Origin of the sequence: Streptomyces lateritius (assembly GCF_014649715.1) — a bacterium.
In the GTDB taxonomy this organism is placed as follows: domain Bacteria; phylum Actinomycetota; class Actinomycetes; order Streptomycetales; family Streptomycetaceae; genus Streptomyces; species Streptomyces lateritius.
Genome location: NZ_BMTO01000016.1, coordinates 47,671 through 62,321, shown reverse-complemented (window position 1 = coordinate 62,321; position 14,651 = coordinate 47,671). Strand labels below are relative to the sequence as shown.

At 72.3% G+C, this 14,651-nt stretch carries 13 protein-coding genes; 9 read left to right on the top strand and 4 right to left on the bottom strand.

The features are described 5' to 3' along the window. Nucleotides 1–124 precede the first annotated feature (124 nt). The 8 genes from IE136_RS28290 (at nt 125) to IE136_RS28255 (ending at nt 10,884) form a co-directional block, all read left to right on the top strand. Nucleotides 125–2,047 carry an acyl-CoA dehydrogenase family protein gene (locus IE136_RS28290; RefSeq protein WP_158991052.1) on the top strand — a complete coding sequence of 641 codons (1,923 nt, stop codon included), beginning with the start codon at nt 125–127 and terminating at the stop codon, nt 2,045–2,047. Nucleotides 2,048–2,341: 294 nt separating this feature from the next. Beyond that, a complete protein-coding gene (aroA, locus tag IE136_RS28285) occupies nt 2,342–3,580 on the top strand; it encodes a 3-phosphoshikimate 1-carboxyvinyltransferase (protein ID WP_189601756.1) in 1,239 nt (412 codons plus the stop codon). 34 nt (nt 3,581–3,614) lie between these two features. Further along, nucleotides 3,615–4,886 carry a 1-deoxy-D-xylulose-5-phosphate reductoisomerase gene (dxr, locus tag IE136_RS28280; RefSeq protein ID WP_158991054.1) on the top strand — a complete coding sequence of 424 codons (1,272 nt, stop codon included), beginning with the start codon at nt 3,615–3,617 and terminating at the stop codon, nt 4,884–4,886. Then, nucleotides 4,883–6,187, top strand: coding sequence for a M50 family metallopeptidase (locus IE136_RS28275; RefSeq protein ID WP_158991056.1), 1,305 nt, complete (start codon nt 4,883–4,885; stop codon nt 6,185–6,187). Before dxr ends, IE136_RS28275 begins: the two co-directional genes overlap by 4 nt. A 102-nt stretch (nt 6,188–6,289) precedes the next feature. After that, nucleotides 6,290–7,447, top strand: coding sequence for a flavodoxin-dependent (E)-4-hydroxy-3-methylbut-2-enyl-diphosphate synthase (gene ispG, locus IE136_RS28270; RefSeq protein WP_158991058.1), 1,158 nt, complete (start codon nt 6,290–6,292; stop codon nt 7,445–7,447). 217 nt (nt 7,448–7,664) lie between these two features. Next, on the top strand, nt 7,665–8,510 hold the full coding sequence (locus tag IE136_RS28265) for a GNAT family N-acetyltransferase (RefSeq protein WP_189601755.1): 846 nt from the start codon (nt 7,665–7,667) through the stop codon (nt 8,508–8,510). Nucleotides 8,511–8,539: 29 nt separating this feature from the next. After that, complete coding sequence (locus tag IE136_RS28260) at nt 8,540–9,121, top strand: GNAT family N-acetyltransferase (RefSeq protein WP_158991062.1); 582 nt, start codon at nt 8,540–8,542, stop codon at nt 9,119–9,121. A gap of 68 nt (nt 9,122–9,189) precedes the next feature. Next, nucleotides 9,190–10,884 carry a proline--tRNA ligase gene (locus IE136_RS28255; protein WP_158991064.1) on the top strand — a complete coding sequence of 565 codons (1,695 nt, stop codon included), beginning with the start codon at nt 9,190–9,192 and terminating at the stop codon, nt 10,882–10,884. Nucleotides 10,885–10,953: 69 nt separating this feature from the next. On the opposite strand, the gene IE136_RS28250 is transcribed toward IE136_RS28255, so the two are convergent. The 4 genes from IE136_RS28250 to IE136_RS28235 are packed head-to-tail and all read right to left on the bottom strand — an operon-like array spanning nt 10,954 to nt 13,989. Next, complete coding sequence (locus IE136_RS28250; protein ID WP_229819245.1) at nt 10,954–12,003, bottom strand: slipin family protein; 1,050 nt, start codon at nt 12,001–12,003, stop codon at nt 10,954–10,956. A 47-nt stretch (nt 12,004–12,050) separates the two neighbouring features. After that, on the bottom strand, nt 12,051–12,950 hold the full coding sequence (locus IE136_RS28245; RefSeq protein WP_189601754.1) for an aminoglycoside phosphotransferase family protein: 900 nt from the start codon (nt 12,948–12,950) through the stop codon (nt 12,051–12,053). Between the two features lie 35 nt (nt 12,951–12,985). Beyond that, nucleotides 12,986–13,414, bottom strand: a complete 429-nt coding sequence (locus IE136_RS28240; RefSeq protein WP_158991068.1) for a ferritin-like domain-containing protein — start codon at nt 13,412–13,414, stop codon at nt 12,986–12,988. Next, the gene (locus tag IE136_RS28235) at nt 13,411–13,989 is read right to left on the bottom strand and encodes a hypothetical protein (RefSeq protein WP_158991070.1); all 579 of its coding nucleotides are present in this window, start codon (nt 13,987–13,989) and stop codon (nt 13,411–13,413) included. Before IE136_RS28235 ends, IE136_RS28240 begins: the two co-directional genes overlap by 4 nt. Nucleotides 13,990–14,142: 153 nt before the next feature. Between IE136_RS28235 and rimP the strand changes: the two genes are divergently transcribed. Then, a complete protein-coding gene (rimP, locus tag IE136_RS28230) occupies nt 14,143–14,649 on the top strand; it encodes a ribosome maturation factor RimP (protein WP_158991072.1) in 507 nt (168 codons plus the stop codon). Nucleotides 14,650–14,651 lie beyond the last annotated feature (2 nt).

Genomic DNA, 14,651 nt, shown 5'->3' with positions numbered 1-14,651 from the left:
CGGAGCCCACTGTGCGGGGGCTCCGCCCGTCTCCTCGTCTATCCGAACCTCGCGAAATCGGGTACTACGGACGGGTAGCCCCAGCCTTACGAGAGCCCCCGACGAGTGGCGAGGTGAGCTCCACATGTCCGCACCCACCCAGCGGCCCAAGGTCACGGAACGAGAAGCGCGTCAGGTCGCCGAGGCCGCGCGCGAACAGACCTGGCGCAAACCCAGCTTCGCCAAGGAACTGTTCCTCGGCCGCTTCCGCCTCGACCTCATCCACCCCCACCCGCTCCCCTCCGAGGAGGAGGTGCGGCGCGGAGAGGCCTTCCTTGCCAAGCTGCGGGCCTTCTGCGAGACGGAGATCGACGGCCGGCGCATCGAACGCGAGGCCCGCATCCCCGACGAGGTCGTCACCGGCCTCAAGGAGCTGGGCGCGCTCGGTATGAAGATCGACCCCAAGTACGGCGGCCTCGGCCTCACCCAGGTGTACTACAACCGCGCCCTGGCCCTCGTCGGATCGGCGAGCCCCGCGATCGGCGCCCTGCTCTCCGCCCATCAGTCGATCGGCGTACCGCAGCCGCTGAAAATCTTCGGCACGCAGGAGCAGAAGGACGCCTTCCTGCCGCGTCTCGCCCGCACGGACATCTCGGCCTTCCTGCTCACCGAGCCGGACGTGGGCTCCGACCCGGCCCGGCTCGCCACGACGGCGGTGCCGGACGGGGACGACTACGTCGTCGACGGGGTGAAGCTGTGGACGACGAACGGCGTCGTCGCCGACCTGCTGGTGGTCATGGCGCGGGTGCCGAGGTCCGAGGGGCACAAGGGCGGCATCACCGCCTTCGTCGTCGAGGCCGACTCGCCCGGCATCACCGTCGAGCACCGCAACGCCTTCATGGGGCTGCGCGGCCTGGAGAACGGCGTCACCCGCTTCCACGGCGTGCGGGTCCCGGCGGCGAACCGCATCGGTTCCGAAGGCGCCGGCCTCAAGATCGCCCTCACCACCCTCAACACCGGCCGGCTCTCGCTCCCCGCGATGTGCGTCGGCGCCGGCAAGTGGTCCCTCAAGATCGCCCGCGAGTGGGCGGCGGTACGGGAGCAGTGGGGCAAGCCGGTCGCCCGCCACGAGGCCGTCGGAACGAAGATCTCCTTCATCGCGGCGACCACCTTCGCCCTGGAGGCGGTCGTCGACCTCTCCTCGCAGATGGCCGACGAGGACCGCAACGACATCCGCATCGAGGCCGCACTCGCCAAGCTCTACGGCTCCGAGATGGGCTGCCTCATCGCCGACGAACTGGTTCAGATCCGGGGCGGCCGCGGCTACGAGACGGCGGACTCGCTGGCGGCCCGCGGCGAACGGGCCGTACCGGCCGAACAGCTCCTGCGCGACCTGCGGATCAACCGGATCTTCGAGGGTTCCACGGAGATCATGCACCTGCTCATCGCCCGCGAGGCGGTGGACGCCCACCTCGCCGTGGCCGGCGACATCATCGACCCCGACAAGTCGCTGGGCGACAAGGCGAGGGCGGGGGCGCGGGCCGGCGGCTTCTACGCCCGCTGGCTGCCCAAGCTCGTCGCCGGACAGGGCCAGGTGCCGGGCGCCTACCGGGAGTTCGGCGCCCTCGCCCCGCACCTGCGGTACGTCGAGCGGACCTCGCGCAAGCTCGCCCGTTCGACCTTCTACGCGATGTCGCGATGGCAGGGCCGGATGGAGCTGAAGCAGGCGTTCCTCGGCCGGATCGTGGACATCGGCGCGGAGCTGTTCGCGATGAGCGCGGCGTGCGTACGGGCGGAGCTCCTGCGGTCGACGGGCGAGCACGGCAAGGAGGCTTACGCGCTGGCGGACGCGTTCTGCCGGCAGTCACGGCTGCGGGTGGAGGAGCTCTTCGGGCGCCTCTGGTCCAACACGGACGACGTGGACCGGCGCGTGGTGGACGCCGTCCTCGCGGGCCGCTTCGCATGGCTGGAGGCGGGCGTGGTGGACGCGAGCGACGACGGCCCCTGGATCGCGGAGGCGGCCCCCGGTCCTTCGACCACGGAGAACGTCCACCGCAAGATCCCCTGACGGGCCACCGATCTCCCCGGTCGAGGCCATTCGCCCCGCCGGGGCGGCGCCCGCCCTGCCTCGCCCCACCCCCCCGTCGTGGGCAACTGTCCGGCGGGGGCGGGACGGTGGGCACACGGGACGGCGCCCTTGCCGGGGCCAGGCTCCCGGTCCGTACGGTTCCCACGGTGCGGCGCCGTCGTTTGTGCCCAGGCGCCCCGCCGGGACGCCCGGGCACAGCGGGGGGCGAGCCGCGGCCGTCCACGGTGCGGACGCGCGGGGCCGGGCGCCGCGGCCCACGGCACCATGGTGGCCGTGACCGTCATCGAGATTCCCGGTTCCAAGTCCGTCACCGCCCGCGCGCTCTTCCTCGCCGCCGCGGCCGACGGGACCACCACCCTCCTCCGGCCGCTCCTCTCCGACGACACCGAGGGCTTCGCCGAAGGGCTGAAGTCCCTCGGGTACGAGGTCAGGCAGGAGCCGCAGGCCTGGCACGTCGAGGGGCGGCCCGCCGGGCCGGCCCTCGACGACGCCGACGTGTACTGCCGCGACGGCGCCACCACCGCCCGCTTCCTCCCCGCCCTCGCCGCCGCAGGCCACGGCACCTTCCGCTTCGACGCCTCCCCCCAGATGCGCCGCCGCCCCCTCGGCCCCCTCACCGCCGCCCTGCGCCGGCTCGGCGTCGACCTCCACCACCACGGAGCCGAGGGCCACCACCCCCTCACGGTCACCGCGCAGGGAATCAAGGGCGGGACGCTCACCCTCGACGCCGGCCAGTCCTCCCAGTACCTGACCGCGCTGCTCATGCTCGGCCCGCTCACCGCCGAGGGCCTCGCCATCACCGTCACCGACCTCGTCTCGGAGCCGTACGTCGAGATCACCCTGGCGATGATGCGGGCCTTCGGCGCGCAGATCACCCAGGACGGCCGCACGTACACCGTCGCCCCCACCGGCTACCGGGCGACCACCTACGCCATCGAGCCCGACGCCTCCACCTCCAGCTACTTCTTCGCCGCCGCCGCCCTCGACCCCGGCCGCACCGTCACCGTCCCCGGCCTCGGCACCGGCGCCCTCCAGGGAGACCTCCGCTTCGTCGACGTCCTGCGCCGCATGGGCGCGGAGGTGGAGATCACCGAGACGGCCACCACCGTCCGCGGCACCGGCACCCTGCGCGGCCTCACCGTCAACATGCGGGACATCTCCGACACCATGCCGACGCTCGCCGCCCTCGCCCCCTTCGCCGACGGACCGGTCAGGATCGAGGACGTCGCCAACACCCGGGTCAAGGAGTGCGACCGCCTCGACGCGTGCGCCGAGAACCTCCGCCGCCTCGGCATCGCCGTCACCACCGGCCCCGACTGGATCGAGATCCGGCCCGGCACCCCCTCCGGGACCGGCGTCGAGATCGCCACCCACGGCGACCACCGGATCGTCATGTCCTTCGCCGTCACCGGCCTGCGCGCCCCCGGCATCACCTTCGACGACCCCGGCTGCGTACGGAAGACCTTCCCCGACTTCCACCGCGTCTTCGAGGCGTTCACCCGCACCCCGTGAAGCCCGCCCGGTCTTTGCGGCAAGAATGGGGGGCATGAGCGACCGCCCCTCTCCTCTCGCCGACCCGCACATCGCCTTCGATCCAGCCGAAGGCCGCCGGGACATCGTCGTCCTCGGCTCCACCGGGTCCATCGGCACCCAGGCCATCGACCTGGTCCTGCGCAACCCCGACCGCTTCCGGGTCACCGGCCTCGCCGCCTCCGGCGGCCGGATCGGGCTGCTCGCCGAGCAGGCGCACCGACTGCGGGTCACCACGGTCGCCGTGGCCCGCGAGGACGCCGTCCCGGAGCTCCGGGACGCGCTGACGCGGTGGTACGGCTCTGAGCCGCTGCCCGAGATCCTCGCGGGTCCCGACGCCGCCACCGAGCTGGCCGCCTCCCCGTGCCACACGGTGCTCAACGGCATCACCGGTTCCATCGGCCTGGCGCCCACGCTCGCCGCACTCGAAGCAGGCCGCACCCTCGCCCTCGCCAACAAGGAGTCGCTGATCGTCGGCGGCCCGCTGGTCAAGGCGGTGGCCAAGCCCGGCCAGATCATCCCGGTCGACTCCGAGCACGCCGCCCTCTTCCAGGCGCTCGCCGCCGGCACCCGCGCCGACGTCCGCAAGCTGGTCGTCACCGCCTCCGGCGGGCCCTTCCGCGGCCGTACGCGCGAGGAGCTGGCCCACGTCACCCGCGAGGACGCGCTCGCCCACCCCACCTGGGCCATGGGACCGGTCATCACCGTCAACAGCGCCACCCTCGTGAACAAGGGCCTGGAGGTCATCGAGGCGCACCTGCTCTACGACATCCCCTTCGACCGCATCGAGGTCGTCGTCCACCCCCAGTCCTACGTGCACTCGATGGTGGAGTTCACCGACGGATCGACCCTCGCCCAGGCCACCCCGCCGGACATGCGCGGTCCGATCGCCATCGGCATCGGCTGGCCCGAGCGGGTCCCGGACGCCGCCCCCGCGTTCGACTGGTCGAAGGCCTCCACGTGGGAGTTCTTCCCGCTCGACACCGAGGCCTTCCCGTCCGTCGCCCTCGCCCGCCACGTCGGCGAGCGGGGCGGCACCGCGCCCGCCGTCTTCAACGCGGCGAACGAGGAGTGTGTCGAGGCGTTTCTCGCCGGACGGCTGCCGTTCAACGGAATCATGGATACGGTCACGGCAGTCGTCACCGAGCACGGAACCCACAGCGGAACGTCCGCCGCGGGAACCTCGCTCACGGTGTCGGACGTCCTGGAAGCGGAGACCTGGGCCCGCGCCCGGGCCCGTGAACTGGCAGAACTCGCAGCGAAGGCGACCGCGGAGGCGCGCGCATGACCGTACTTCTCACGCTCCTCGGCATCGTGCTGTTCGCGGTGGGGCTGCTCGTCTCCATCGCCTGGCACGAACTCGGCCACCTCTCCACGGCCAAGCTCTTCGGCATCCGGGTGCCGCAGTACATGGTCGGTTTCGGCCCGACCCTCTGGTCGAAGCGGAAGGGCGAGACCGAGTACGGCATCAAGGCCATCCCGGCCGGCGGCTACATCCGCATGATCGGCATGTTCCCGCCCGGAAAGGACGGCCGCATCGAGGCCCGCTCCACCTCGCCCTGGCGCTCGATGATCGAGGACGCCCGCGAGGCCTCCTTCGAGGAGCTCCAGCCCGGTGACGAGAAGCGGCTCTTCTACACGCGCAAGCCGTGGAAGCGCGTCATCGTGATGTTCGCCGGCCCGTTCATGAACCTGATCCTCGCCGTCCTGCTCTTCTTCGGCAGCGCCATGGCCGTCGGGTTCGAGACCCAGACCACCAAGGTCGCCGGCGTCACCAACTGCGTCATCGACCAGAGCGAGAAGCGCGACACCTGCAAGCCCGGCGACCGCCCCTCGCCCGCGAAGGCCGCGGGGCTCCTCAAGGGCGACCGGATCGTCGCCTTCAACGGCGAACGGGTCTCCGACTGGAACACCCTCTCCGAGCGCATCCGCGCCACCACCGGCCCGGCCACCGTCACCGTCCAGCGCGGCGGCGAGGAGAGGGAGCTGCGCGCCACGCTCCTGGAGAACAGGGTCCCCAAGAAGGACGCCGACGGCAACGTCGTCCAGCCCGTCCAGTACGTCACCGCCGGCTACCTGGGCTTCGAGTCCGGCCGTGAGGTCGTCCCGCTCACCTTCGGCGAGTCGGCCTCCCGCATGACCGACCAGCTCCAGGCCGGCGCGGAGGCCGTCCTCGCCCTCCCCGGCAAGATCCCGGACCTCTGGGACGCCACCTTCGGCGACGGCGAGCGCAAGCAGGACTCCCCGGTCGGCGTCGTCGGCGCCGCCCGGATCAGCGGCGAGCTGATGAACATCGACGCCCCGCCGCAGACCATCCTGGTCTTCTTCCTGCAGCTGGTCGTGATGTTCAACGTCTCGCTGTTCCTGTTCAACATGCTGCCGCTGCTCCCGCTCGACGGCGGGCACATCGCGGGCGCCCTGTGGGAGTCCGTACGCCGCCACACCGCGCGGATCTTCAAGCGCCCCGACCCGGGCCCGTTCGACGTGGCCAAGCTGATGCCGGTGGCCTATGTGGTGGCGGGCGTCTTCGTCTGCTTCACCCTGCTCGTCCTCGCCGCCGACATCGTCAACCCGGTGAAGCTGACGTGACGGCTGGGCGGCCGGACCCCCGTGGTGTCCGGCCGCCCCCCGCCGGGGCGGTAATCTCGAAGACCTGAGCCCGATGAACCACACCTTGGGGTTGTACAGCTGATGACCGCGATTTCACTCGGAATCCCGTCCGTTCCGACCAAGCTCGCCGATCGGCGCAAGAGCCGCCAGATCCAGGTCGGATCGGTGGCCGTCGGCGGCGACGCCCCCGTGTCGGTGCAGTCGATGACGACGACCCGCACCTCCGACATCGGCGCCACGCTCCAGCAGATCGCCGAGCTGACGGCCGCCGGCTGTCAGATCGTGCGGGTGGCCTGTCCGACGCAGGACGACGCCGACGCGCTCGCGATCATCGCGAAGAAGTCGCAGATCCCGGTCATCGCCGACATCCACTTCCAGCCGAAGTACGTCTTCGCCGCCATCGACGCCGGCTGCGCCGCGGTCCGCGTCAACCCCGGCAACATCAAGCAGTTCGACGACAAGGTCAAGGAGATCGCCAAGGCGGCCTCCGCGGCCGGCACCCCGATCCGGATCGGCGTCAACGCGGGATCGCTCGACGCCCGCCTGCTGAAGAAGTACGGCAAGGCGACCCCCGAGGCGCTCGTCGAGTCCGCCCTCTGGGAGGCCTCCCTCTTCGAGGAGCACGGCTTCCAGGACATCAAGATCTCGGTCAAGCACAACGACCCGGTCGTGATGGTCAACGCCTACCGCCAGCTCGCCGCCCAGTGCGACTACCCGCTGCACCTCGGCGTCACCGAGGCCGGCCCCGCCTTCCAGGGCACCATCAAGTCCGCCGTCGCCTTCGGCGCCCTGCTCTCCGAGGGCATCGGCGACACCATCCGCGTCTCCCTCTCGGCCCCGCCGGCCGAGGAGATCAAGGTCGGCATCCAGATCCTGGAGTCGCTCAACCTCCGCCAGCGCCGCCTGGAGATCGTCTCCTGCCCGTCCTGCGGCCGCGCCCAGGTCGACGTCTACAAGCTCGCCGAAGAGGTCACCGCGGGCCTCGAGGGCATGGAGGTGCCGCTGCGCGTCGCCGTCATGGGCTGCGTCGTCAACGGCCCCGGTGAGGCCCGCGAGGCCGACCTCGGCGTCGCCTCCGGCAACGGCAAGGGCCAGATCTTCGTCAAGGGCGAGGTCATCAAGACCGTCCCCGAGTCGAAGATCGTCGAGACCCTCATCGAAGAGGCGATGAAGATCGCCGAGCAGATGGAGAAGGACGGCGTGATGTCGGGCGAGCCGACGGTCGCCATCGGCGTCTGACCGCGTACGGACGTACGTCACGAGGCCCCGGCGCCCCGCGCGCCGGGGCCTCGCGCCGTCCCCGCGCAGGTTCGCACGGTCGCCCCGCGCGGGCGGCGGGCCCGAGACGCCCCGGCGAGGCAGGCGGGCGTCCCGGGGTTCCGGCGCACCACCCGACACCCCGGGGGTGGGCCAGGTAAAGTGCGGAGATCAGCAGACCGCACCGTGAGGCGCCCCCGTGTTGACGCAGACCACCACCCGGGTCCTCGAACCCGCCGACCTCGGCGCCGCGCTCGCCGTCCTGGAAAGCGCCCCCGTCGAGAACGCCTTCGTCGCCGCCCGCGTCCAGGCGGCCGGACTCGATCCCTGGCGCCTCGGCGGCGAGATGTGGGGCTGGTACACCGACGGACACCTGCGCTCCCTGTGCTACTCCGGCGCCAATCTCGTCCCCCTCTGTGCCACCCCCGAGGCCGTCCGCGCCTTCGCCGACCGGGCCCGCAGGGCCGGCCGCCGCTGCTCCTCCATCGTCGGCCCCGCCGAGCCCACGGCCCTGCTCTGGCGGCTCCTGGAGCCCAGCTGGGGCCCCGCCCGCGACGTCCGCGCCCACCAGCCGCTGATGGTCACCGAGGAACCCTCCGCCACTGTCGAGCCCGACCCCCTCGTCCGCCGCATCCGCAAGGACGAGATCGAGGTGATCATGCCCGCCTGCGTGGCCATGTTCACCGAGGAGGTCGGCATCTCGCCGATGGCCGGCGACGGCGGACTGCTCTACCAGGCCCGCGTCGCCGAGCTGGTCGGTACCGGACGCTCCTTCGCCCGGATCGAGGACGGCAAGGTCGTCTTCAAGGCGGAGATCGGCGCCGCGACCCGCCAGGCCTGCCAGATCCAAGGCGTCTGGGTCGCCCCCGAACACCGGGGCAAGGGCCTCTCCGAGACCGGCATGGCCGCCGTACTGCGCTACGCCCTCCGCGACGTCGCCCCCGTCGTCAGCCTGTACGTCAACGACTACAACGCCCCCGCCCGGGCCGCGTACCGCCGCGTCGGCTTCCGCGAGGTCGGCGCCTTCATGAGCGTGCTGTTCTGAGGCGACGGACCGACTTGTAAGGTGCGGCCATGGACGACGCTGACGTCACGATCGGACCGGTCAACCTCGCCGCGCGGGTGGACGAAGCCCTCGCCGTGCAGGCGCTCGCCTTCGGACTGAGCGAGGACGAGATCGTCGTACGACGGCACATCGTGCTCCGCCATCTGCTCAATCCCGGCGCCTGCGCGTACGGCGCCACCACCGCCGGCGGCCGGCTCGTCGGCTTCGTGTACGGGATGCCCAACGACCGCTCCCACTGGTGGTCCGGCGTCGTCGAGCCGTACCTGCGCGCCGCGCACACCGTGGAGTGGCTCGACGACTCCTTCGTGATCACCGAACTCCACGTCCACCCCGCCCACCAGGGCCGCGGCCTGGGCCGGGGACTGATCACCACCATCACCGACCGGGCCGAACAGCCCCGCTCGATCCTCTCCGCCATCGACACCGAGAGCCCGGCCCGCGCCCTCTACCGCGCCCTCGGCTACACCGACCTGGCGCGCATGGTCCACTTCCCCAGCGCCCCCCGCCCGTACGCCGTGATGGGCGCCCCGCTCCCGCTGCGGAGGAAGCCCGCGGCGCGGCCCTCGACGGGACCCTCGGCGCGGAACTGATTTCCGCCCGCGCGGGCCCCCCGGCTAACCTCGGGACCCTCACACTTTTCACCGCAGGAGAGTTCCCCATGGCCCAGGTCCAGCGCATGTCCCGGTTGATGGTCAAGACACTGCGCGACGACCCGGCGGACGCCGAGACGCTCAGCCACAAGCTGCTCGTCCGCGCCGGATACGTCCGCCGCAACGCCGCGGGCATCTGGTCCTGGCTGCCGCTCGGCATGAAGGTGCTGGAGAACGTAGCCCGCGTGGTGCGCGAGGAGATGGACGAGATGGGCGCGCAGGAGGTCCTGCTGCCCGCGCTGCTGCCCAAGGAGCCCTACGAGGCCTCCGGCCGCTGGGAGGAGTACGGCCCCGAGCTGTTCCGCCTCCAGGACCGCAAGGGCGGCGACTACCTCCTCGGCCCGACGCACGAGGAGATCTTCACCCAGCTGGTCAAGGACCAGTGCACGTCCTACAAGGACCTGCCGGTGATCCTGTACCAGATCCAGACGAAGTACCGCGACGAGGCGCGTCCGCGCTCGGGCATCCTGCGCGGCCGCGAGTTCCAGATGAAGGACTCGTACTCCTTCGACACCACGGACGAGGGCCTGGCCGAGTCGTACGCGCTGCACCGCGAGGCGTACATCAAGATCTTCAACCGGCTCGGGCTCGAGCACAAGATCGTCTCGGCGATCTCCGGCGCCATGGGCGGCTCGGCGTCCGAGGAGTTCCTCGCCCCGGCGGCGGCCGGCGAGGACACCTTCGTGTACTGCCCCAACTGCGAGTACGCCGCCAACACCGAGGCCGTCACCTTCAAGGCCGAGGCCGCGGACGCGTCCGCGGTCGGCCCGGTCGAGGAGCTGGACACCCCCGACACCCCGACCATCGAGACCCTCGCCCAGCACCTCGGCGTCCCGGCCTCCGCCACGCTGAAGAACCTGCTGGTCAAGGTCGACGGCGAGATCGTCGCCGTCGGTGTGCCCGGCGACCGCGAGGTGGACCTCGGCAAGCTGGAGGACCACCTGGCTCCGGCCGTCGTCGAGATGGTCACCGGCGAGGACTTCGAGGGCCGGTCCGACCTGGTACGCGGCTACGTCGGCCCGCAGGGCCTCGACAAGGTCCGCTACATCGCCGACCCGCGCGTCGCGGCCGGCACCTCCTGGATCACCGGCGCCAACAAGGACGGCAAGCACGCGAAGAACGTCGTCGCCGGCCGCGACTTCGAGGTCGACGACTACCTCGACGTCGTCGTCGTCGAGGAGGGCGACCCCTGCCCCACGTGCGGCACCGGCCTGAAGATGGACCGCGCGATCGAGATCGGCCACATCTTCCAGCTCGGCCGCAAGTACGCCGACGCCTTCCAGCTCGACGTCCTCGGCCAGAACGGCAAGCCCGTCCGGGTGACCATGGGCTCGTACGGCATCGGCGTCTCGCGCGCGGTCGCGGCCCTGGCCGAGCAGCACGCCGACGACAAGGGTTTGTGCTGGCCCGCCGAGGTCGCCCCGGCCGACGTCCATGTCGTCGCCGCCGGCAAGGCCCTCCAGACGGAGCTGGCGCTCGACGTCTCCGAGCAGCTCAAGGCGGCCGGCCTGCGGGTCCTGGTCGACGACCGCGCGGGAGTGTCCCCGGGTGTGAAGTTCACCGACGCCGAGCTCATCGGCGTCCCGAAGATCCTGGTCGCCGGCCGCCGCTCGGCCGAGGGCGTCCTGGAGCTGAAGGACCGCCGCACGGGTGAGCGCGAGGAGCTGACGGTGGCCGAGGCGGTCGCCCGCCTCAGCGCGTAGCAACGCGGTAAGGGAGCGGGTGGCGGGCCCCACGACGGGGGCCGCCACCCGCTCCTTCCGTTTCTCGGATCAGGGTTCGTCCCGGGTGGACCGGGACGAACGCGGGGCCGGGTCGACCGGAGGGCCGATGACGGTGTCGTCGGTCTCGTCCTCCGGTTCCTCGTAGTCCCCCAGGTCGGGAAGCGGGGGGTCGTAGGCGCCCGGTGCGCCCGGTTCACCGGGGAGGTCGGGGGAGAGGTCCGTGAAGGTCTCGGGCAGGGCGACCGGCGGCGCCGGAGGAGCCGAGGGAGTCGCCGGAGCCTTGGGAGTCCCGGGCGCGCTCGCTCCGGCCGCCTGACTCCGCTCCCCGCCGCCCTGTGCCTGCGCCGCGCGCTCCAGAAACCGCAACAGCTCCACGGGGAACGGCAGCACCAGCGTCGAGTTCTTCTCCGCCGCCACCGCCACGACCGTCTGCAGCAGCCGCAGCTGCAGCGCCGCCGGCTGCTCCGACATCACCGCCGCCGCCTCCGCGAGCTTCTTGGACGCCTGCAGCTCCGCGTCCGCGTTGATCACCCGTGCCCGCCGCTCACGGTCCGCCTCCGCCTGCCGCGCCATCGAGCGCTTCATCGTCTCCGGCAGCGAGACGTCCTTGATCTCGACCCGGTCGATCGCGACCCCCCAGCCCATCGCCGGACTGTCGAGCATCAGTTCCAGACCCTGGTTGAGCTTCTCCCGGTTGGAGAGCAGGTCGTCCAGGTCGCTCTTGCCGATGATCGACCGCAGCGACGTCTGCGCCATCTGCGAGACCGCGAACCGGTAGTCCTCCACCCGCACCAGCGCGTCCGCCGCGTCGACCACCTTGAAGTACACGACCGCGTCCACCCGCACCGTCACGTTGTCCCGGGTGATGCCCTCCTGCGCGGGCACGGGCAGCGTCACGATCTGCAGGTTCACCTTGTGCAGCCGGTCGATGACGGGAACGATCATCGTGAAGCCGGGCCTGCGCACCTCCGGCAGCAGCCGGCCGAAGCGGAAGACCACGCCCCGTTCGTACTGCTTCACCACGCGCGCGGCCGCCCCCGCGTACACCACGGCGGCCGTTCCCACGCCCGCCGCGGCAGTCAACAGCTCCTCGAGCATCACGGCCCCCAGAGGTCCGAGCCGAGTGTTACAGCAAGGGTATGCCCCTACAGCCAGCCCGCGAACTCCAGCAACAGCTCCGCGTCCTGGCGCCGCCCCGCCGCCAGGGCCCGCGTCGCGGACTCGACCGCGCGGAACAGCGTCCAGCCGCGCAGCCGCTCCCGGTCCACCTCCAGGGAGTCCGCCAGCTTGTTGATCCGCCTGCGGGCCGCCGAGGCCCCCGCCGAGGCGGCCACCAGGTCCTCGACCCGGTCCCGCACCAGGCGGGCCAGGTCGTAGGCCCGCTCACCGACCAGCGGCTCCGGCCCCACGGCGAGCCACGGTCCCCGTTCGCCGGACAGGACCTTGCCCTGCCGGAAGCAGCCGTGCAGCAGCAGTGCCTCGGGGGAGTGGGCGACCAGCTCCTCGCGCGCCGCGAGGGCGGCGGCGGTCAGCGCGCCGGCGTCGGCGTCGGCGCCGTACTCCGCCATCGCGATCGCCTGGCGGGCCGTGCGCGCGGCGACCGACTCGAAGCCGTGGTCCACCGGGGGCTCGACCCACAGCTTCCGTACCGTCCCGGCCGCCTCCAGAAGTGCCTTCGCCTCCGGCAGGGACCGCAGCGACACATCCGGCTGCAGCCGTTCGAGCACCAGCGGACCGCCCTCGCCCGCCTCCAGCAGCCGCACCGCTCCCCAGCCGTTCCAGTGCACCAGCGCGGCCCGTTCCAGATCCGGCCGGGCGAACGCGGGGGCGATCTTCAGCGCGGCCGGGGAGTCGTCGGAGCGCCGTACGAGCAGCACCAGGCTGCTCCGGCCGCCGGGGGCCACCACCCGTTCGGTCGTCAGGAAGGCCTGGCCCAGCGCGTCCTGGGTCAGCTCGGGGAGCTTCCCCAGCCACTCGGCCGCGATCGCGTCCCCGTACGTCTCGCCGAGCGCCCGCACCAGTCGCTGCGGCGGTTCGAAACCCATGCGTGCGTTGTTCCTTCCGCGGTACCGGTGCCCGGTCAGGGCCGGACTCGGACCCGCTCGGCGAGCCCAGGAAAGGTTACGCCGGTGCCACGCCAGCGGACGGCCCGTACCGCCGCCTCGCGCAACGCGGCGGCCGCCTCCCGCCGCAGCGGCCCCTCCGCGGCCCGTACGAGATCGGAGTACACCCCGGCGAGCCGGTCCTCCAGGACCGCCGCGAGGCGCGCGGCCGCGGCCGTGTCCGGCACCGCGAACGGCAGCTCGTAGCCGGCCGCCGACGCCGCCGGTTCGCCGCCCAGGTCCCGTACGGTCCTGCGCAGCGCGTCCCGCCGGGCCCGGTGGCCCTCGTACGCCGCCGTGGCCTCCGCGCGCCGCTCCTCGCCGATCCGGCCGCCGACGACCCCGTACCCGTACACCGCCGCGTGTTCGGCGGCGAGGGCCGCCTGGGCCGCTTCGAGGGCGCTCATCCCCGGCCCCCTTCGGTCAGCAGATAGGCGTGGACCGCCGCGGCGGCCGCCACCGAGGCGAGCAGCCGGGCGTACTCGGGCGGCGCGTCGAGCAGCGCGTCCGTGTGGGTGTCGGCGGTCTTCCTGGCCGCCGCGGCCAGCTCCTTCAGGGCGACGGCGGGATCGGCGGCGACCGGGGGCGCGGAAGGACCGGAGACCGTGGGCGTCGGCGCCGGAACGTTCTTTCCGGTCTTTCCGGTCTGCGCGGTCTGTCCGGTCCTTCCGTCGACAGGCGTCACGGGCGCGCCCGTACCCCCTTCGCCCAGGGCCGTCGCGTGCGCCGCGGCCGCGGCCCTCAGCGGGCCCAGCCGGGCCGACAGCGCAGGGTGCGCGGCGAGCACCGCGTCGTAACGTTCCCGCAGGGCCTCGGCCGTGGCCACCGACCTGAGGCGCCGCCGCGCCTCGGCGCGGGCCGCCCGTTCGGCGGCGCTCGGCGCCTTCGGCCGCTCACCGCCGGCGTCGGAGGTGCAGCCGGCCAGCGCCACCGCGCCGGCCGTCAGGAGCGCGCGTCTGCCTACTGTCCCCGTGCGCCCCACGTCCACTCCCTCGGCCTCGGTCGAAGATCACCCGCGAGCGAGCGTACCCGCGCCCCTCGGGCCGGTGGACGGCAACACCCCCCGGGACCGGATACCCTTTGGTCTGACACGCGACGAACCCACAACAGCACACGCGGCCGAGGAGTCACCCGGATGAGCACGACCCAGAGCGACAGGCTGCGCGGACTCCTGGAGCCGCTCGTCCACGCGAAGGACCTCGATCTCGAGGAGATCGAAGTGTCCCGGGCCGGCCGCCGCGGACTGCTGAGGGTCATCGTCGACTCGGACGAGGGCGTCGAACTCGACGCCTGCGCCGAGCTGAGCCGCGCCATCTCCGAGAAGCTCGACGAGACGGACGCGATGGGCGAGGGCGAGTACGTCCTCGAAGTCAGCTCCCCCGGCGCCGACCGTCCGCTCACCCAGCACCGCCACTACGTGCGGGCCACCGGCCGGCTGGTCAAGCTCCAGCTGGCCGAGGCCGCGGGCGGCGACGAGGTGATCGCCCGGATCCTGACCGTGGACGACGAAGGCCTCGACCTCGAAGTGCCGGGCGTGAAGGGGCGCAAGCCCACCGCCCGCCGGGTCGCGTTCGCCGACATCGCCAAGGCGCGTGTCGAGATCGAGTTCAACCGCAAGGACAAGAAGGAAGAGGAGGCGTAGCC

Coding starts and splice junctions, on each gene's coding strand:
- IE136_RS28290 (WP_158991052.1), top strand. CDS start 125: ATGTCCGCACCCACCCAGCGGCCCAAGGTCACGGAACGAGAAGCGCGT.
- dxr (WP_158991054.1), top strand. CDS start 3,615: ATGAGCGACCGCCCCTCTCCTCTCGCCGACCCGCACATCGCCTTCGAT.
- IE136_RS28275 (WP_158991056.1), top strand. CDS start 4,883: ATGACCGTACTTCTCACGCTCCTCGGCATCGTGCTGTTCGCGGTGGGG.
- ispG (WP_158991058.1), top strand. CDS start 6,290: ATGACCGCGATTTCACTCGGAATCCCGTCCGTTCCGACCAAGCTCGCC.
- IE136_RS28260 (WP_158991062.1), top strand. CDS start 8,540: ATGGACGACGCTGACGTCACGATCGGACCGGTCAACCTCGCCGCGCGG.
- IE136_RS28255 (WP_158991064.1), top strand. CDS start 9,190: ATGGCCCAGGTCCAGCGCATGTCCCGGTTGATGGTCAAGACACTGCGC.
- IE136_RS28250 (WP_229819245.1), bottom strand. CDS start 12,003: ATGCTCGAGGAGCTGTTGACTGCCGCGGCGGGCGTGGGAACGGCCGCC.
- IE136_RS28245 (WP_189601754.1), bottom strand. CDS start 12,950: ATGGGTTTCGAACCGCCGCAGCGACTGGTGCGGGCGCTCGGCGAGACG.
- IE136_RS28240 (WP_158991068.1), bottom strand. CDS start 13,414: ATGAGCGCCCTCGAAGCGGCCCAGGCGGCCCTCGCCGCCGAACACGCG.
- rimP (WP_158991072.1), top strand. CDS start 14,143: ATGAGCACGACCCAGAGCGACAGGCTGCGCGGACTCCTGGAGCCGCTC.